Origin of the sequence: Rosettibacter firmus (assembly GCF_036860695.1) — a bacterium.
In the GTDB taxonomy this organism is placed as follows: domain Bacteria; phylum Bacteroidota; class Ignavibacteria; order Ignavibacteriales; family Melioribacteraceae; genus Rosettibacter; species Rosettibacter firmus.
In genome coordinates this window covers 172,211-189,714 of sequence record NZ_JAYKGJ010000001.1, presented here as the reverse complement: position 1 = coordinate 189,714, position 17,504 = coordinate 172,211, and the positions used below count along the sequence as shown (strand labels likewise).

19 protein-coding genes are annotated in these 17,504 nt (G+C 29.0%); 17 read left to right on the top strand and 2 right to left on the bottom strand.

Going from position 1 to position 17,504, the window contains the following annotated elements; genetic code table 11:
• The first annotated feature begins 47 nt into the window (after positions 1 to 47).
• The 5 genes from VJY38_RS00840 (at position 48) to VJY38_RS00820 (ending at position 5,475) form a co-directional block, all read left to right on the top strand.
• The gene (locus VJY38_RS00840) at positions 48 to 212 is read left to right on the top strand and encodes a twin-arginine translocase TatA/TatE family subunit (protein ID WP_353678773.1); all 165 of its coding nucleotides are present in this window, start codon (positions 48 to 50) and stop codon (positions 210 to 212) included.
• A 176-nt stretch (positions 213 to 388) separates the two neighbouring features.
• Positions 389 to 2,296 (top strand): molecular chaperone HtpG, encoded by a 1,908-nt coding sequence (gene htpG, locus VJY38_RS00835; protein ID WP_353678772.1) that lies wholly within the window; start codon positions 389 to 391, stop codon positions 2,294 to 2,296.
• A gap of 11 nt (positions 2,297 to 2,307) precedes the next feature.
• Positions 2,308 to 3,246 (top strand): SDR family oxidoreductase, encoded by a 939-nt coding sequence (locus VJY38_RS00830; RefSeq protein ID WP_353678771.1) that lies wholly within the window; start codon positions 2,308 to 2,310, stop codon positions 3,244 to 3,246.
• 116 nt (positions 3,247 to 3,362) lie between these two features.
• Positions 3,363 to 4,067 (top strand): two-component system sensor histidine kinase NtrB, encoded by a 705-nt coding sequence (locus VJY38_RS00825; RefSeq protein WP_353678770.1) that lies wholly within the window; start codon positions 3,363 to 3,365, stop codon positions 4,065 to 4,067.
• Between the two features lie 10 nt (positions 4,068 to 4,077).
• On the top strand, positions 4,078 to 5,475 hold the full coding sequence (locus tag VJY38_RS00820; protein ID WP_353678769.1) for a sigma-54-dependent transcriptional regulator: 1,398 nt from the start codon (positions 4,078 to 4,080) through the stop codon (positions 5,473 to 5,475).
• 86 nt (positions 5,476 to 5,561) lie between these two features.
• On the opposite strand, the gene VJY38_RS00815 is transcribed toward VJY38_RS00820, so the two are convergent.
• Positions 5,562 to 7,526 carry a PAS domain S-box protein gene (locus VJY38_RS00815; protein WP_353678768.1) on the bottom strand — a complete coding sequence of 655 codons (1,965 nt, stop codon included), beginning with the start codon at positions 7,524 to 7,526 and terminating at the stop codon, positions 5,562 to 5,564.
• A gap of 11 nt (positions 7,527 to 7,537) precedes the next feature.
• Positions 7,538 to 8,767 (bottom strand): sensor histidine kinase, encoded by a 1,230-nt coding sequence (locus VJY38_RS00810; RefSeq protein ID WP_353678767.1) that lies wholly within the window; start codon positions 8,765 to 8,767, stop codon positions 7,538 to 7,540.
• 308 nt (positions 8,768 to 9,075) lie between these two features.
• Between VJY38_RS00810 and VJY38_RS00805 the strand changes: the two genes are divergently transcribed.
• From VJY38_RS00805 to fliE, 12 genes are all read left to right on the top strand, one after another.
• Positions 9,076 to 10,470: a HEAT repeat domain-containing protein gene (locus VJY38_RS00805; protein WP_353678766.1), complete on the top strand. Its 1,395-nt coding sequence runs from the start codon at positions 9,076 to 9,078 to the stop codon at positions 10,468 to 10,470.
• 8 nt (positions 10,471 to 10,478) lie between these two features.
• Positions 10,479 to 11,378: a CheR family methyltransferase gene (locus VJY38_RS00800; RefSeq protein WP_353678765.1), complete on the top strand. Its 900-nt coding sequence runs from the start codon at positions 10,479 to 10,481 to the stop codon at positions 11,376 to 11,378.
• Between the two features lie 7 nt (positions 11,379 to 11,385).
• On the top strand, positions 11,386 to 11,751 hold the full coding sequence (locus VJY38_RS00795) for a response regulator (protein WP_353678764.1): 366 nt from the start codon (positions 11,386 to 11,388) through the stop codon (positions 11,749 to 11,751).
• Positions 11,752 to 11,761: 10 nt separating this feature from the next.
• On the top strand, positions 11,762 to 12,139 hold the full coding sequence (locus tag VJY38_RS00790; protein ID WP_353678763.1) for a response regulator: 378 nt from the start codon (positions 11,762 to 11,764) through the stop codon (positions 12,137 to 12,139).
• Positions 12,140 to 12,152: 13 nt separating this feature from the next.
• Positions 12,153 to 12,905 (top strand): protein phosphatase CheZ, encoded by a 753-nt coding sequence (locus tag VJY38_RS00785; RefSeq protein ID WP_353678762.1) that lies wholly within the window; start codon positions 12,153 to 12,155, stop codon positions 12,903 to 12,905.
• Positions 12,905 to 14,674 carry a chemotaxis protein CheA gene (locus VJY38_RS00780; RefSeq protein WP_353678761.1) on the top strand — a complete coding sequence of 590 codons (1,770 nt, stop codon included), beginning with the start codon at positions 12,905 to 12,907 and terminating at the stop codon, positions 14,672 to 14,674. Before VJY38_RS00785 ends, VJY38_RS00780 begins: the two co-directional genes overlap by 1 nt.
• Entirely contained in the window at positions 14,667 to 15,737 is a 1,071-nt protein-coding gene (locus tag VJY38_RS00775; RefSeq protein ID WP_353678760.1) for a protein-glutamate methylesterase/protein-glutamine glutaminase, read from the top strand. The genes VJY38_RS00780 and VJY38_RS00775 overlap by 8 nt, the downstream gene beginning before the upstream one ends.
• Positions 15,730 to 15,975, top strand: coding sequence for a hypothetical protein (locus VJY38_RS00770; protein WP_353678759.1), 246 nt, complete (start codon positions 15,730 to 15,732; stop codon positions 15,973 to 15,975). The genes VJY38_RS00775 and VJY38_RS00770 overlap by 8 nt, the downstream gene beginning before the upstream one ends.
• 121 nt (positions 15,976 to 16,096) lie before the next feature.
• Positions 16,097 to 16,492, top strand: a complete 396-nt coding sequence (gene flgB, locus VJY38_RS00765) for a flagellar basal body rod protein FlgB (RefSeq protein ID WP_353678758.1) — start codon at positions 16,097 to 16,099, stop codon at positions 16,490 to 16,492.
• Positions 16,489 to 16,989, top strand: coding sequence for a flagellar basal body rod protein FlgC (flgC, locus tag VJY38_RS00760; protein WP_353678757.1), 501 nt, complete (start codon positions 16,489 to 16,491; stop codon positions 16,987 to 16,989). Before flgB ends, flgC begins: the two co-directional genes overlap by 4 nt.
• Position 16,990: 1 nt before the next feature.
• On the top strand, positions 16,991 to 17,212 hold the full coding sequence (locus VJY38_RS00755) for a hypothetical protein (protein WP_353678756.1): 222 nt from the start codon (positions 16,991 to 16,993) through the stop codon (positions 17,210 to 17,212).
• A 1-nt stretch (position 17,213) separates the two neighbouring features.
• Complete coding sequence (gene fliE, locus VJY38_RS00750; protein ID WP_353678755.1) at positions 17,214 to 17,504, top strand: flagellar hook-basal body complex protein FliE; 291 nt, start codon at positions 17,214 to 17,216, stop codon at positions 17,502 to 17,504.

The following is a 17,504-nucleotide window of genomic DNA, read 5'->3' as shown; positions in this document are numbered from 1 at the left end:
AAGGAAATTATATTTTTTAATTTTGAGTAAGAATATATGAGGTAGTTATGGGTAACTTAGGGGCTACAGAAATAATATTAATATTATTAGTGCTGGTTTTACTTTTTGGAGCAAAAAAAATTCCAGAATTGATGAGAGGTCTTGGACAGGGAATCAGGTCTTTCAAGAAAGCACTTAATGAAGATGATAATTCTAAAAAAGACCAGTCTTAACAAGACAAGTCTTAACAAGTCAATTCTTTATTAAGACCAGTCTTAACAAGACAATTCTAAAGACAAGTATTAAGATAAGTCTTAACTGGATAAATCTAAAAAATCCATTCTAAGATTGAAGCGATTCATTAACCTGTTTATTTTTGCGGTATTGAATTGAATTTTCTGGAGGTGTTATGAGTGAAAATATTACCGCAACAAAATATGAATTCAAAGCAGAGGTTAAGAAACTATTAGATATTCTGGTTCACTCACTTTATACCAGCAGAGAAATATTTTTAAGAGAACTTATATCAAATGCATCCGATGCTCTCGATAAACTTCGTTTTGAATTAAATCGTGGAACAGAAGTAATTGATAGAGAACTTCCCCTTGAAATAAAAATTCTAAATGATGAAAAGAAAAAACTTCTAATTGTTTCTGATACTGGTATTGGAATGAACAGGGATGAAGTAGTTACTAACATTGGTACAATTGCAAAATCTGGTACAGAAGAATTTTTAAAATTGCTATCAGAAGCTCAATCTGAAGTAAATAATCTTATTGGAAAATTTGGAATTGGTTTCTATTCTGTTTTTATGGTTGCAAAAGAAGTAATTATTAAAACAAGATCATATCGACCAGAAGATAAAGCAGTTCAATGGCGTTCGGATGGAATGGGTGAATATGAAATCTCTGAACTGGATGAGAAAATTCCAAGAGGAACAAGAATTGAAATTTATTTAAAAGATGATGCTAACGAATTTGCAGAAAAATGGCGTATTGAATCTATAATTAAAAAACATTCTAATTTTATTTCCTATCCAATTTTTATTGATAAAGAAAGAATTAATACTGTAAGTGCAATCTGGCGTGAACCTAAAAGTTCAATTAAAAAAGAACAATACGACGAGTTCTATAAGTTTTTAACTTACGATTCAGAAGAGCCAGCCGATGTTATTCACAAATCAATTGATGCTCCTATTCAATTCAATGCATTATTATTTATTCCTAAAAAAAGTAATGAATTTTTCTGGCTCGATAGAGAAAATTATGGACTGGATTTATATGTAAGAAGAGTTTTAATTCAACATAAGAACAAAGATTTATTACCAGAATATTTGAGTTTTGTAAAAGGAGTTGTAGATTCAGAAGATTTGCCACTTAATATTTCGAGAGAAACTCTTCAAGAAAATATTATCTTTACTAAAATTGCTTCGAGTGTGACTACAACAGTTTTATCGTATTTACAGGAAAAAGCAAAAAATGATAAAGATGGTTACAATAATTTCTGGAAAGAACACGGGAAAATTTTCAAATTAGGTTATACAGATTTTGCTAATCGTGATAAATATATTGAACTTTTACGCTTTAATTCATCTAAATGTAAAGATGAAAATGAATTAATATCACTTGAAGATTATGTTAATCGAAAATTAGAGAATCAAAAAGAAATTTATTATGCAACAGGTGTAAATAGAGATGCAATAGAATCTTCGCCACATATGGAGATTTTCAAGAAAAAATCAATTGAAGTTTTATATCTATACGATACAGTTGACGAAATTATTCTTACTTCTTTAAGAAAATACAAAGATTATGAGTTTAAATCTGTTGAAACAATAGATCCCAAAAAGCTTGAAGAATTTAAAACTGTTTCTGAAGAGAAGATTGAAAAAGAAGAATTGAGTAAAGAAGATAGAATGCATTTCAGTAGTTTACTATCAAAGATGAAAAAGATACTTGGTGATAAAGTTGTTGATGTTGTTGAATCAAATAGATTGGTTGATAGTGCAGCATGTCTGGTTTCGAAGGATAGTGAAATGACAAGTGCAATGCAAAAGATATTAAGAATGACAAATAAAAATGTTGCACCACAGAAAAAGATTCTGGAAGTAAATCCAAATAACACTTTAATTAAAAATCTTATTAAAGTATTTAAGAATAATTCTGATGATGATTTTATTGTTACTGCAACACAACAATTATTTGATTTAGCAGTACTTGGCGAAAGTGAATTAGATGATATTCATTCATTTATAAAAAGAACAAATAAAATATTGGAAGATGCAAGTAATTTATATGTAAATGCTAAAAAGTTATAAAAGGTATTTGAATGAAAAAATTAAAAGTGGTAATAACAGGTGGAGCTGGTTTTATTGGCAGTCATATTGTAGAATACTGGGTGAATAATGGTGCAGAAGTTTGTGTGATTGATAATCTTCGTTCAGGTTTTTTATCGAATATAGAAAAATTTCCAGATGTAAAATTTTATAATGGAAGTGTTACAGATAAAGAACTTGTTTTAGATGTTTTAAAAAATACGGATTATGTTCATCACCTTGCAGCATTGGTTTCTGTACCAGAATCAATCGAAAAACCTTATGAATGTATTGAAATAAATATTATTGGTTTAATAAATGTTCTTGAAGCTGCTAAATTTCATAAAGTTAAAAAAGTTGTTTTTAGTAGCTCTGCAGCTGTATATGGCGATAATAAAGAATTGCCTAAAACAATAAAGACAATTCCCGATCCTAAATCACCTTATGGTATAACAAAACTTGATGGTGAATATTATTTGAAAATGTATAATGATGAATACGGATTGGGAACTGTATCGTTAAGATATTTCAATGTATTTGGTCCACGTCAGAATCCTAAAAGTCAATATGCAGCTGCAATCCCTATTTTCATAAATAAAGCATTAAAAAATGAACCAATAATAATTTATGGAGATGGAACTCAAACGAGAGATTTTATTTATGTGAAAGATGTGGTGCTGGCTAATGTTTTAGCAGCAACATCAAATATAAATGGAGTTTTTAATGTAGCTCTTGGTAAATCAATTTCAATTAATGAGATTGCAAAAGAGATAATTAAACTAACTAATAGTCAAAGTAAGATTATTTATGAAAAAGAACGGAAAGGTGATATTAAATATAGTCAGGCTTCTATAAAAGAGACTGTGGAACAATTAAATTTTATTCCACAATACACATTACAACAGGGACTTGAAGAAACAATAAAATATTTTAAAGATAATTCCATTAAATAATTTTAGTTAAGAAAAGTTTGAATTACTAAAAAGTAGCATTTAATTAATAAAAATCTTTTCGTATCTTTATAAAAAATTTATTTCTTTTTATTAACAAATAAAAACAATTAATCGATTTGGAAGATTTTGTTCAGAATAATAAGCTTACAATTTTGGGCAAGTTAACGGCTGGATTATTGCATGAAATAAGAAATCCTTTGTCTGTAATCAAGTTAAATCTTGATTACATGAAGATGTTTGAAAATGAACTTTCCGATGAAATAAACGAATCAATTTCTTCATCTATTAAAGCGTTCGAAAGAATTAATTTTATAATAAGCGATGTATTGGATTTCACACGAAAATCGAGTGAAAATTTAAAACCTGTTTCTGTAAATGAAGTTACTCATAGAACAATAGAAATTATAAATATAACAGCATCCAAAAAAAGAATAAACATAATTAAAGAACTTGATGAATCGATATCTCCAATTTTAGCAAGCGAAAATAAATTGCTTCAGGTATTTATTAATCTGGTAAACAATGCAATTGAAGCTTCAAATGAAAATAGTAATATTATAATAAAAACAAAGAACCTTAATTTAGATAATAGAAAAAAAGTTCTATGGGAAGTTCAGGATTTTGGTTGTGGTATAAAACCAGAAGATAAAGAAAAAATATTAAATGGATTTTTTACAAATAAAACACAGGGCACAGGAATTGGACTTACAGTATGTAAAAGATTGCTTGATGAAATAAATGCAGAATTCAATTTTGAATCTGAATACGGCAAAGGCTCAAGATTTTATGTAATATTTAATCCTATGACAGAAATTAAGTAGTGAAAGGAATATGAATCCAAAAGTATTAATTATTGATGATGACGATTTAGTCTCTTCTTCTTTAAAGAAAGTATTGACAAAGCAAAATTTTGAAGTACAAACCTGTCTCAATGCAAACGAATCAAAAAATTACATTTCAAATTTTCAACCAGATATAATTCTGCTCGATATATATCTTACAACACACAATGGATTGGAACTATTAAAAGTAATTAAAAAAGAACATCCAGATATTCCTGTTGTTATGATTACAGGTTATGCTGATATAAAGATGGCAGTTACTTCAATAAAATCTGGAGCTTTTGATTTTCTATTGAAACCAATAGATCTTGATCAGTTATTGATTGTATTGAACAAAGCTATAGAAAATTTAAGATTAAAAACTGAAGTCGATAGACTTCATACATTATTAATACAGGATGAATTAACACCAGACTTTTTTGGAAGAAGTGCAAAAATTCAAAAGCTTGTTCATTCAGTAGAAAAATTAGCTAAAAGTCCAGATACTACTATTTTACTTGAAGGAGAAAGTGGAACTGGTAAAGAAGTATTTGCAAAATATATTCATCAGAAAAGTCCACGTAATAATGCACCGTTTATAACGATCAATTGTGCCACTATACCAAAGGAATTAGCAGAGAGTGAATTATTTGGTCACGAAAAAGGAGCATTTACAGGAGCTTCTCAAAAAACTAAACTCGGTAAGTTTGAATTAGCTAATAATGGCACTTTATTACTCGATGAGATTGGCGAATTAAGTCTTGATATGCAGGTAAAATTACTTCGAGTTTTGCAGGAACGTAAATTTTATAGACTTGGTGGTGAAAAAGAGATTAGTGTTAATGTAAGAGTACTTGCAGCTACCAATAGAAATCTTGAAGAAGAAGTTAATAAAGGTAATTTTAGAGAAGATTTATTTTATAGACTTAATGTTGTTAAGATTAATATTCCACCACTTCGTGAAAGAAAAGAAGATATTCCATATATAGCTTATTCATTCTTAAAAGAATTTAATCAAAAATTTAATAAAGAAATTACAGGTATCGACTCCAGTGCATTAGAATTATTAAAATCTTATCACTGGAAAGGGAATATTAGAGAATTAAGAAATGTTATGGAAAGAGTTGTTTTACTATGTGAAGACAATGTATTGAGTGAACATCATTTTAGTTTTTTAAGTGATAGTAAGAGTGGAAATATCAGTAATGAAGATCAATTTATATTACAGATACCTTCTAAAGGTATAAAAATGGATTATGTTGTAAAAGAATTAATTCAAAAGACATTAAATATTACAAATGGTAATCAGGTAAAAGCTGCTAAAATATTAGGATTATCTCGTTCAAAACTTCGTTATAGAATGGAACAACTTGGTATTCAGGTAACAAAACAAATTAATCAGAAATAATCTTATCTTTTAATTAATAACATCAAATTTTACAAACTGTGTAAATTAACTTATCGAACTGTTAAGTAATAGAATGTTTTTTAAAATTACTTTTTAGATATTATTGAAAGTATTATATCAATAAGATCTTCTTTGTCGTAAGGTTTAGCGAGATAATAATCAAAGCCTTCGTTAAGTAATTTTTTTTCGTCTCTTAGAAGTGCATAACCAGTAATAGCGATAAGAGGAGTATTTTTGTACTCGTTATATTTTTTTATCTCTTTAGCAAAATCAATACCGCTTGGTCCATTTCCTAAGTTAATATCAACAAGAATGGCTTCATATTTTTTATTCTTGATTTTCTCAATTGCCTGCTCATAGTTAAATGCACTATCCACTTCACATATATCTTTTAAGAAAAGGGATACCAATTCTGCGTTTAATAAATTATCTTCAATACTCAATACATATAGTTTATTATTTCCCTTAATTTCTCTGGTTTTGTTTTGTGTTGGAATTTTAATTTTAGAAGATTTTCTGTTTTTGTTCTCAGAAGTAGATTTAATTCCTGGCAAAATTATACTGAATGTAGAGCCTTTTCCCAATTCGCTTTCAACTGTTATGTCTCCGTTCATTAGCTTAGCCATTTTTTTTGCAACAGCCAATCCTAATCCACTCCCTTCAAAGTTTCTGCGAATGCCTTCACTGAGTTGTCTGAACTCTCTGAATATTTTTGATTGATCTTGTTTGGCTATACCAATTCCAGTATCAATAATTTTAACAATAGCTTTTAGTTGATTTGATGAATCGTATGAAGAAGTAACAACAACTTTTACACTGCCTTTCTGTGTAAATTTAATTGCATTATCCACAATATGTAAAAGAATTTGTTTGTAAAGATTTTCGTCGCCTACAGCACATATATCTTCGTCTAAAACTTCGATACTGAAGGAAAGTGACTTTTCTGCAGCTGTTTTATCATAATTTGTAAGGAAATATTTTGTATAAGAAGGTATGCTGAATTCGGTAATATTAATTGGAAAAGTACCGGATTCGATTTCGGAAAGGTTTAAAATGGAATTTAGTGTAATTAATAATCTCTTTCCAGATTTTAGAATTTTATCTACTATATCAATATGCTCGATATTTGTTAACTCATCTCTCAATAAACTTGCAAAACCGATAATACCTGTAAGTGGTGTTCGAAGTTCGTGACTCATATTAGAAAGAAGTGTTGATTTTAATCGATTAGCTTCTTCTGAACTATCGAGTGCTCTCTTTAATTCAAACTCCATCTCTTTCTTTTCTGTAATATCTTCTTTTATTGCAAGAAAATGTGTTATTATACCTTCATCGTTTTTGATTGGAGAGATTGTTGCAGATTCCCAGTAATATTCACCATTCTTTTTTCTATTCTTTAATTCGCCACGCCAATCTTTACCAGATAAAAGTTGTTTCCATAAATTATTGCATTCTTCATCTGTAATTAAGCCAAAGATTAAAGAATCAAGTTTTCTATTATGAACTTCTTCAAAGAAATATCCAGTAACTTCAGTAAACTTTGGATTTGTGTATTCAATTTTACCTTCTAAATCTGTAATTATAATTATTGAAGAACTCTGGTTTACAATTCTTGATAATTTATTAACCTGTTCAAGTAATTTCTTTTTCTCTGTAAGATTATGAAATGATATTATGAGATATTTTATTGTGTCAATCTGAATGGGGAGTAGATTTAATTTTAGCTCGAGTTCATAACCATCATTTCTTTTGCATTTAAGATTATTAATTTCTGTAATATGATTATTTTTTAATGATGAAAGTATTTCATTAAAATTATTCTGATTTGAACTGTTTAATAAATCAAAAATACTTTTATTGTAGAACGAATGACCTTCATCCAGGTTGAATAATTTCTTAAATGCTTTGTTAAAAATAATAAACTTATCATCTTTCAAAACAGCAAAAGCTTCGTTAGAATTTTCAAAAATGATTCGATAAAAATCAATATTTTCATCGAAAGGTAAATTAATTTCGTATTTTTTTGCTTTTACTGTTTGTCCACGTTCCATAAGAACCTGTTCTATTTTGCTTTAGGTAAAGTGATATAAAAAGTAGAGCCTTTATCGAGCTCGCTTTCGAACCAGATTTTTCCACCATTCATTTCTACCATTGTCTTACATAAAATAAGTCCTAATCCACTTCCCATCTCGTTATCTGTACCTGGCATAATTTTTTGTTCGCCAATCTTGAATAATTTTTCTTGTGTTTCTTTATCCATACCAATACCCTGATCTGCAATAGAAACTTGAATATAACCTTCTGAGCTTTGAGAATCTATTACAATTGTTCCACCACGCTTTGAATATTTTATTGCATTTGAAATCAAAATCCTGAAAATAGAACTGACCATTGTTTCGTCTGCATATGCTACTAAATTTTCTTTGAGATAGTTTATTATGGTCAATTTTTTATTTTCAATTAGATTTTTATTGATATTGATAACATTTATCATTTCATTATATAGATTGCAATTGGATGGATTATGTTTAACCTGTCCAGTAATAAATCTTGACCATTGCAATAATTCATCAATCAATTGATAAAGATTTTTTACAGAAGATTTTGCGTAACCCAGATATTTTTTTAGTTCTTCAGTAGTTAACTCATCAAATGTTTCTGTTATGATATCAAAAATGCCAAGTAATCCCTGGAATGGACTTTTTAAGTCGTGAGCAATTATAGAAATAAATTTCTCTTTTGAGGTTTTGTCTTTAGTTAATTCTTCGATTTGTTTTTCGAGTTGTAAATTCTTTTCCTGTAGAGTCTTAAATAATTCTTCAAAATCAGTTTCTTTTGGTTCAAATGGTGTGTCAAATTTAATTGTAAGACCGCCAGATATTTTATCTGAGTAATCTGAAAATACCCAGATTCTATAAGGTAGATTAAATGATTTCAAAGAATAGGAAGAAAATTTTATAAAATGATTTCCTTTACAATTTAGAATTAAACTTAGATTACGCTCATCATCTTTAATGAGACTTTTAATGATATCAATATTACTTAATTCGTTCAAACAGTTCTTTTGAACAAGATCCCAGAATTCATTTATGTTTTTTGTAGAAATATCTTCGTAATTAAATCCCAGAATTTTAAGTAAAGAACTATTTGAATAAATAATATCTGACTTATTGCTAACAATAAAACCAATATCAAATGAATTTAATAATAAGTATAATAGGTGAAGACCTTTAATATTAGGATTGTTGCTTCCAGAGTAAAAATGTTGATTGTGTGTTATGTTATTCTGCATTATTAATAGAATTTAATTTTTAAAATAAGTATTACTTTCCATAAAAACATTATTCCCTTATGTATTATCGGAGTGAATTCAATTTTATTTAATAAAAATATCATTATCTTAAATTTTTTGAGTGAAATATAATCAATCAAAGCTAAATGTTTTTAATAACTTTTCGATAATCAAAGTGGATGATTATTATCATCTGGCTAATATTATTCATTACAGTGCTTTGAGATATTATTTTATTAATTCATTTTTCAAAATAATTAAAAGGCATACATCTTGAAAGTTAAAATAAAACATAAATAGTGGTGTTTATGAATGAACAGATAATTGAAAATTTCTTTCAAGAAATTGAAAAATACTCTGGAGATCAAATAATAGATTTTTTATATGCATTAAATGAAAAAGAGAATATTGATAAATATGCATCACAAATTTGTTCTTTAGTATCTCACGAAGATAAAGGTGTAAGAAATGCTGCAACTTTATTAATATTAAATCACCGTCCAATTGATGCACCAACTTATCTCGTGCCATTTATTTCTTCTCCAGATATTGCTATAAGAAATCTTGCAGGCGAAATTTTAGCAAAGCTTGGTGATTTATCGATTGATGCGTTAATTGAGTATAATCACGATAGGAATGATGATGATAAAAAATTTATAATTGATTTACTTGGAATTATAGCCAGTCCTAAAGCAATAAATCACATTATAGAAATCTTAAGCACTACAGATAATGATAATGTTATACTTGCCTGTATCGAAGCATTGGGGAATATCAGATATGAAGATTCAATAGATATTCTTTTACTTTTTTATGAAAGAAATGAACTTTATAGACCTACAGTTGTAGAGGCACTTGGTAAAATTGGTTCTCAAAAGGCTCTGGACTTTCTGATTTCTAAATTCAATACAGAAGATGAATTAACTAAATATTCAATACTGGAAAGTCTGGGATACATAGGAGATGTAAATACATACTTCTTTTTATTAGAACAGGTAATGAATATTCACGGACCTTTAGTATGGCCATTAATTACATCATTATTTTTATTAAAAGAAAAGTATAATCTCGATATTCCTTTCGACGATAAAATGAAAAGTCTGCTGATGTATACATTAAAAGAAGGAACTGCTGAACATAAAAAAATTGCACTTTCATTAATTAATGTATTTAGCGATAAAGATATTTTAATAGCAAGTCTCAAGTATTTAGGTGAAGATTACGAACTGGATGAAATAATCAGATCGAAAGCTATTAACAATATAAATTTTGTTTTTGATGAAATTCCTAAGTTATTGAATGAAAAACCTGAGAATGTTTTACATATTTTGAATCTATTGTTATCTGCTATCGAGCATCTTGTTAATACAAATTACCTTCGTCAGATTTCTTTAATGTCAATAAGAAACATTATTCACTCAGTAAGTGAATACCTAAATCATCCTGACGAAGAAGTAAGAAGAGCGAGTATGGAAATAATATTTAATCTTGATTCTGATAGTGCCTTCCTGTTTATAGATTCAATGATAAATGATGAAAATATCTGGAATAAGTTAAGATTGATTGAACTACTTGGAAATATTGATAAACCAGAATCGACTAATGCATTAATTCGATTATCAAATGATGAAGATGAAATGGTAAAAGAAAGAGCATTACAAATTGTTGAATTTAGAAATAAAATTAATTCTACTACAAAATAGAAAAAATCATGAGTCAATATACAGAATTAAAGATTCAAGATTTAACAAAAAATTTGAATAGTATTTTGCCAAAACAGGAGAGTATGTCTCTCCAGTTATTTCAGGAAATAAGAAAATATATTTATGATTCAACCGGAATATATTTTCAGGATAATAAGAAATATTTACTTGAAAGTCGTCTTCAAAGGAGAATTTCATTTCTCGGACTAAAAAGTTATGAAGAATATTTTAAATTATTAAAGAGCAACAAAAACACAGAAGAGAAGAAATATTTTTACGAAGCTATAACAATAAATGAAACTTTTTTCTTTAGAAATCAGCCCCAGTTAGATGCATTAGCATCAAAGGTATTGCCAGAAATTATTCAGAAAAAACTGGAGCAGAAAAAGAATAAAATTAGAATCTGGAGTGCTGCATGTTCATCAGGTGAAGAAGCATATTCAATTGCAATGGTTATTGATGATCTTGTAAAACCAAAATATCCAGATATTGAAGTTGAGATAATTGGAACAGATATAAGTGTTGCAGTAATAGAAACTGCAAAGAGTGGTGTATATAAGGAATATTCTGTTAGAAATATACCACCATACTATTTGAAAAAATATTTTGTAATAAATGGAAATACTTTTGAAGTGAAACCAGAAATTAAAAAGCTTGTTTCTTTCAGTATCTTAAATTTATATGATGATATAATGATGAAAACCATGTTCAATTTTGATGTAATATTTTGTGCTAATGTATTGATTTACTTCGATAATGCATCGAAAATAAAAGTAGTATCAAATTTATATAATTCATTAAACAGAGGGGGCTATTTGTTTATAGGTTATTCAGAGACGCTGCAAGGGATATCGAAGGCTTTTAGCTTAGTGAGTTTTCCTAAAACGATTGGATATAAGAAGGAGTAATATAATTATGAAAAGGGTAATATTAGTTGCAGATGATTCTCCAACAATTCGAAAATTTGTTTCTGTAGCCTTAAGTGTCAAAGGTTACGAGATCATAACTTGTGCAGATGGAATGGAAGCTCTTGAAAAGTTACCAAATTATAAAATTGATTTGCTCATTACAGATTTGAATATGCCAAATGTAGATGGCTTCGAGTTAATCCGTTCCATCAGAAATAATGAAGAATATAAAGACTTACCAATAATTGTATTGACTTCTTTAGGTAATAGCGAAGATATTCATAAAGGTTTAGAATGTGGGGCTAACTCATATTTAATAAAACCTTTTGATCCCAAAAGAGTTTTATACGAAGTTTCAAAATATTTGAATTAGGAGAAAAACTATGGCACTAAAATTCTTAGTCGTAGACGACTCAGTAACAATGAGGAGAATTGTAGCCAATTCTCTCAAATCAATTGGTTATGATAACTTCGTAGAGGCAGCTGATGGTAAAGAAGCCCTTTCCAAGCTGAACTCTGACGAAGGTATTAATTTCGTCATAACAGACTGGAATATGCCTGAAGTTTCGGGCTTAGAGCTTGTAAAAGCTATTAGATCAAACGAAAAAACAAAATCGTTACCAATTTTAATGGTAACTACCAGAGGTCTTAAAGAAGATATTCTGGAAGCACTTCAGGCAAAAGTAAATAACTACATTGTTAAGCCATTTACACCTCAGATTTTGAGAGAAAAAATAGAACAAATATTAGCAAGTTCATAAAACGGAGTTAATCATGGAAAATCAATTAAGTATGGAACAGGTATTTCAAAAATTAGGGGACTTGAAACAATTTTTCATCTTCGGTCAGAAAATTGTCCCTCTTTTCAAAAAGATCATAGATTTTATGACAGATATAGTTCCACTTCTTGAAAATGTAAATAATTCAATTCAAGATACAACGAGTAAAATGCCAAAAGCAGCTCATCAAATTAATAGTGTTACTAATGCAACAGAAATTGCAACCAGTGAAATTCTTGATATTGTTGATTCAATGTCGGCAGATATGTCAAAAATAAAAAGTGAACTTGATGATATGAAGAATGGATTTTTTAATCAAAGAGTTGCTCTCGATAAACTTATTAATGAATATCCTTCTTTAAATGGTAGACTCGAAGAACTTAAAACTGCTCTGGTAATAGATGAACTTGAAAGTAAAGTTCTTGGACTGGAAAATACTATACAGAAAATAGAAAATGATATTACAAATATTACAATTTCGCTTCAGGTACAGGATATTACAGCACAACAATTAGCATCTGTAAATCATCTTATTCATTCAGTTCAAAAACGTCTTTCATCATTATTATTTGATTTTAATAAACAGGAAGTTAGTATTCCTCATTTTGAAACTGATTTGGATGACGAAAAGAAACCTTACAATCCAAATGCAAAATATGATCGTAATCATGAAATGCAAAAGGTAGCAGATGAGTTAATTAATAATAAAACATCTCAAGAAGAAATTGATAAATTATTTGGTAAGTGATGGAAGGTGTAACTCAAAATCCAATGCTGATTGATCCGGAGATGAAAGAAATTGTCGACAGCTTTTTGCTGGAGACAAAAGAAATTCTCGAAAATCTCAATGTCGATTTAATGGAGCTCGAAAAACGTCCGGACGATCTCGATTTATTAAATCAAATATTTCGTTCATTCCATACAATTAAAGGTACTTCAGGTTTTCTTGGCTTGGAAAAGTTACCAGAAGTTACTCATAAGTGCGAAGATATTTTAAATAAATTAAGAAGAGGCGAAGCTAAACTTAATTCCAATATAATGGATGGAATTCTCTTGGGATATGATGTTATAAAGGAATTAATGTTTAAGATTGAAAACGATAAGAATGAAGATGTTGATGTGGAGAATGTGATTAATGTTTTAACAGGATTATTAAAAAATTTAGGCGAAGCAAATTTACCTGAAGAACAAATTCAACAATCAAATCAAATAGAAAATAAAGAACAAAAAGAAATAAAAACTGATGCAACAACAGTTGTATCGAATGAAAAAAATAATGCTACAAAATTAGCTTCATCACCTGATACAAGAAAAACAGATAATACAATTAGAGTTGATGTTGAAAGACTGGATGCTCTCTTGAATATTGCATCAGAACTGGTATTAGGTAGAAATAGGCTTACTCAGGTTAATAGCCAGTTCGCACTTGAATATGAAAATACGAACATTGCAAAAGACTTAGCAGATGCAACCAAGCAAATCGATTTGATGACTACCGAACTTCAACTTGTTGTAATGAAATTAAGAATGATAAAGATAGGGAAAGTGTTTAATCGTTTCCCTCGTGTTGTTCGTGATATGTGTAAAGAACTCGAAAAAGAAGTTGAATTGAAAATTTATGGCGAAGATACAGAAGTAGATAAAAATTTAATTGAAGAAATTAACGATCCACTTGTTCATCTTATTCGTAATGCAATTGATCATGGTATTGAAAAACCTGATGTTAGAGAATCTAAAGGTAAAAATAGAAAAGGAACTGTTATACTATCAGCAGAACATGAAGGGAATAATATAGTTATTAAAATAGAAGACGATGGTAAAGGTATTGATCCAGAAGTTATTAAAGAGAAAGCAATAAGCAAAGGATTTATTACAGCAGAAAAAGCAAAAGAATTAACAAAACAGGAAGCATATAATTTAATTTTTCATCCTGGTTTTTCTACTGCCGAGGTTGTTACCAATGTTTCGGGACGTGGAGTTGGAATGGATGTGGTTAAAACTAATGTTGCTAAATTAAGAGGTACTATTTCTATCGAATCCGAAGTTGACAAAGGAACAAGAATAATTTTAAGACTTCCTCTAACTTTAGCAATTATATCTGGTATGATTGTTAAAGCTTGCAACCAGACGCTTGTGATTCCTTTACATTCTGTAATTGAAGTAATTAGAGTAAATAAGAATCAGATTGAAACTGTTCGAGGAAGAGAAGTAATTAATTTAAGAGATTCTATACTTCCAATTGTTGGACTTGAAGAACTTCTCGATAATGCAGAAAATGGTCATAAAAAAGATTCTGATTGGCAATATATTGTTGAAGTTGGCATCGCAGAAAAAAGATTTGGTATTAAAGTAGATAATTTAATTGGTCAACAGGAAGTTGTTATAAAATCATTAGGAAATTATTTAGGCAAAATTGATGGTATTGCAGGTTCTACTATTATGGGCGATGGAACAGTTGTTATAATTCTTGATATAAACGAATTATTTAACAAACTGGAAAAGAAGCTTAATGCATAAAATATCTGTACTTGTAGTTGATGATTCAGCTTTCATGCGTAAAGCAATTTCCTTAATGCTTGAAAGTGATGAAAAAATTCAAGTAATAGGTACTGCAAGAAATGGGCAGGAAGGTGTTGAATTAGCAAAAAAGTTAAGACCTGATATAATTACACTCGATATCGAAATGCCAGTAATGGATGGATTGACAGCTCTAAAAAAGATTATGGCAGAAGCTCCTACTGCTGTTCTTATGGTAAGTTCACTTACAACTGAAGGAGCAGAAGCTACTTTGACAGCATTGGAACTTGGAGCTGTAGATTTTATTCCTAAAGAATTATCCTATGTTAATATTAATATCGCAAAAATAAAAGATGATTTGATTTCAAAAGTTAAGGAAATCTATCGCCAGAAATTTCTTAAAGAAAGAATCGATAGAATTTCCCGAACTCCATTAACAATTAAAACTCCCATTAAAATTCCTGCAAAGGAATTTTCTGATAATGATTATCGTGCTGTATCAATTGGTATTTCAACCGGAGGACCTCTTACTCTACAAAAAATATTGCCAATGTTATCATCTCAAATTCAAATACCAATCTTTATTGTTCAACATATGCCACCAAGATTTACAAAATCTCTTGCAGATAGATTAAATGCAATTTGTGGTCTAAATGTAAAAGAAGCCGAGAATGGAGAAAAAGTTCAAGGAGGTACTATTTACATTGCTCCTGGTGGATATCATATGAAAATAAAAAAACTTAGTATATCAAATGCAGCAATTGAAATTACAGATGAACCAGCAGATTCACTTCATAAACCTTCTGTAGATGTGATGATGAGTTCGGTTGTTGATTATTATGGCAAACATACGCTTGGTGTAATTATGACTGGAATGGGAAAAGATGGTCTCGAAGCTATAAGATATTTAAAAAGTGTTGGTGGATTCTCAATAGCTCAGGATGAAGAAACATGTGTAGTATACGGAATGCCAAAAGCTGTAGTTGATGCGGGACTTGCTGATATTGTTTTACCATTAGAAAAAATACCCGAAATAATAAATAAGGTGGTGTGCCATGCCTAATAATAAATTTGAAGATGCATTAATGAAGGACATTTTTACTAAACACAAAACTCATACTGGAAATTTAATTAAAGCTTCTGATGTTGAATTCAAAGGATATACAAAAATTTCTGTTGAAGAAGATGAAATGGAAGGAGTAAAAATTTATTTAAAGAAAGATGCAAATGATGTGATTAAAGAAATTAAATTTGTATGCTCCTGTGGTCAATCCAAAAGTATAATACTGGATTATGAATAATAATTTACAAGTGTTTATATTTAGCCAACCTGACCAATAGTCAATTAATCATTCCTTCAAAAATCAAATCGTTTTTGTGGCATTTCTTTTGGATTATATAAAAATAAAAATCCAGAAGATTATGTCGTCAACTGTAAAGCTACTTGAAAATTTACTTAATTATTGTGCAATTAAAAACAAAGTTATTGCTAATAATATTGCAAACATCCAAACAGAAAATTATAAAAGAGAAGATGTTTCGTTCAAAAATCTCTTGAAAGAAAATACAGATTCAATTCTAAAAACTACTAATAACAAACATTTGCCAGCAATTAATACTACACAGGATTCAAATCCAGTATTCGAAATAATTTATGATGAAAGTAGTGATAATACATCCGGAATAAATAATGTTAATATTGAAAAAGAAATGGCAGAATTAGCAGAGAATACTCTTCGTTTCAAATTTGCTTCGAAAAAAATTGGTGATTATTACAGAACACTTCAAAATGTAATAAGAGGAGGAGGCAGGAGTTGAAAATTTTAGGAAGTTTATTTGGTTTTGAAATAAGTGCTCGAGGTATGGGTATACAGAGAAAGAAAATGGAACTCATAGCTCAGAACATTGCAAATGCAGATACAATTAGAACAGAAAATGGTGAACCATATCAAAGAAAATATCTAAAAGTTCAGGAAGAAAAAACAAGTTTTGCTTCGAGTTTAGCTGTTGAAGGTCAAATCCTTAAATTAAATACTACTAATGAAAATCATTTCAGGGGAGTTAAAACACAGAGTCCATCTTTACCTTCTGCAAAAGATAATATAGAAATAAATGAATTAACCGATGAAAAACCAGGCGAGACTGTATATATGCCAGATCATCCCGATGCAGATGAAAATGGATATGTTCAGATGTCGAATGTTAATATAATTAATGAAATGGTAGATATGATTGCAGCAACACGTGCATACGAAGCAAATCTTACAGCATTGAACTCTTCAAAACAAATGGTAAAAGATTCATTGGAGATATAATATGAAGATTACAACTAATTCATTTGGTAATTATTCTGTAAATAATCATGGTACATTTAATACAAATAAAATTAAAAAAGCAGAAGTAACTCCAGACGAAAAAAAATTCTTTGCAAATATGTATCCAGAAAAACAAAAAGAAATAATGACGTATGAGTTTTATAATTCTAAAGGGAAAGTTACTGGTGTAACAATAGGTTCAATAATAGATAGGAGAGGATAAAATGAAAATCGAAGGATTGACTAATCCTTTTGCTAAGGCAATCAATACAGAAGTAACTAAACCAAAAGAAGAAAATGGCTTAACAAATACTTTTGCAGAATTGATTAACAATGTTAATCAAGCACAAAAAGAATCTGCAAAAGCAATAGAAGATTTTGTTGCAGGCAATGGTGTAGAACTTCACGAAGTTATGATTGCTGGCGAAAAAGCAAAGACAAGTCTTGAACTTTTAATGGAAATTAGAAATAAAGCAATTGATATGTATAAAGAACTAACAAGGATACCGGTCTAA

Bases quoted from the DNA above. Each gene is read 5' to 3' on its own strand.
- VJY38_RS00810 (WP_353678767.1), bottom strand. From the start codon at position 8,767: ATGCAGAATAACATAACACACAATCAACATTTTTACTCTGGAAGCAAC.
- VJY38_RS00830 (WP_353678771.1), top strand. From the start codon at position 2,308: ATGAAAAAATTAAAAGTGGTAATAACAGGTGGAGCTGGTTTTATTGGC.
- VJY38_RS00820 (WP_353678769.1), top strand. From the start codon at position 4,078: ATGAATCCAAAAGTATTAATTATTGATGATGACGATTTAGTCTCTTCT.
- VJY38_RS00795 (WP_353678764.1), top strand. From the start codon at position 11,386: ATGAAAAGGGTAATATTAGTTGCAGATGATTCTCCAACAATTCGAAAA.
- htpG (WP_353678772.1), top strand. From the start codon at position 389: ATGAGTGAAAATATTACCGCAACAAAATATGAATTCAAAGCAGAGGTT.
- VJY38_RS00800 (WP_353678765.1), top strand. From the start codon at position 10,479: ATGAGTCAATATACAGAATTAAAGATTCAAGATTTAACAAAAAATTTG.
- flgB (WP_353678758.1), top strand. From the start codon at position 16,097: ATGTCGTCAACTGTAAAGCTACTTGAAAATTTACTTAATTATTGTGCA.
- VJY38_RS00775 (WP_353678760.1), top strand. From the start codon at position 14,667: ATGCATAAAATATCTGTACTTGTAGTTGATGATTCAGCTTTCATGCGT.
- VJY38_RS00785 (WP_353678762.1), top strand. From the start codon at position 12,153: ATGGAAAATCAATTAAGTATGGAACAGGTATTTCAAAAATTAGGGGAC.
- VJY38_RS00780 (WP_353678761.1), top strand. From the start codon at position 12,905: ATGGAAGGTGTAACTCAAAATCCAATGCTGATTGATCCGGAGATGAAA.
- VJY38_RS00755 (WP_353678756.1), top strand. From the start codon at position 16,991: ATGAAGATTACAACTAATTCATTTGGTAATTATTCTGTAAATAATCAT.
- fliE (WP_353678755.1), top strand. From the start codon at position 17,214: ATGAAAATCGAAGGATTGACTAATCCTTTTGCTAAGGCAATCAATACA.
- VJY38_RS00815 (WP_353678768.1), bottom strand. From the start codon at position 7,526: ATGGAACGTGGACAAACAGTAAAAGCAAAAAAATACGAAATTAATTTA.
- VJY38_RS00790 (WP_353678763.1), top strand. From the start codon at position 11,762: ATGGCACTAAAATTCTTAGTCGTAGACGACTCAGTAACAATGAGGAGA.
- VJY38_RS00805 (WP_353678766.1), top strand. From the start codon at position 9,076: ATGAATGAACAGATAATTGAAAATTTCTTTCAAGAAATTGAAAAATAC.
- VJY38_RS00840 (WP_353678773.1), top strand. From the start codon at position 48: ATGGGTAACTTAGGGGCTACAGAAATAATATTAATATTATTAGTGCTG.
- VJY38_RS00770 (WP_353678759.1), top strand. From the start codon at position 15,730: ATGCCTAATAATAAATTTGAAGATGCATTAATGAAGGACATTTTTACT.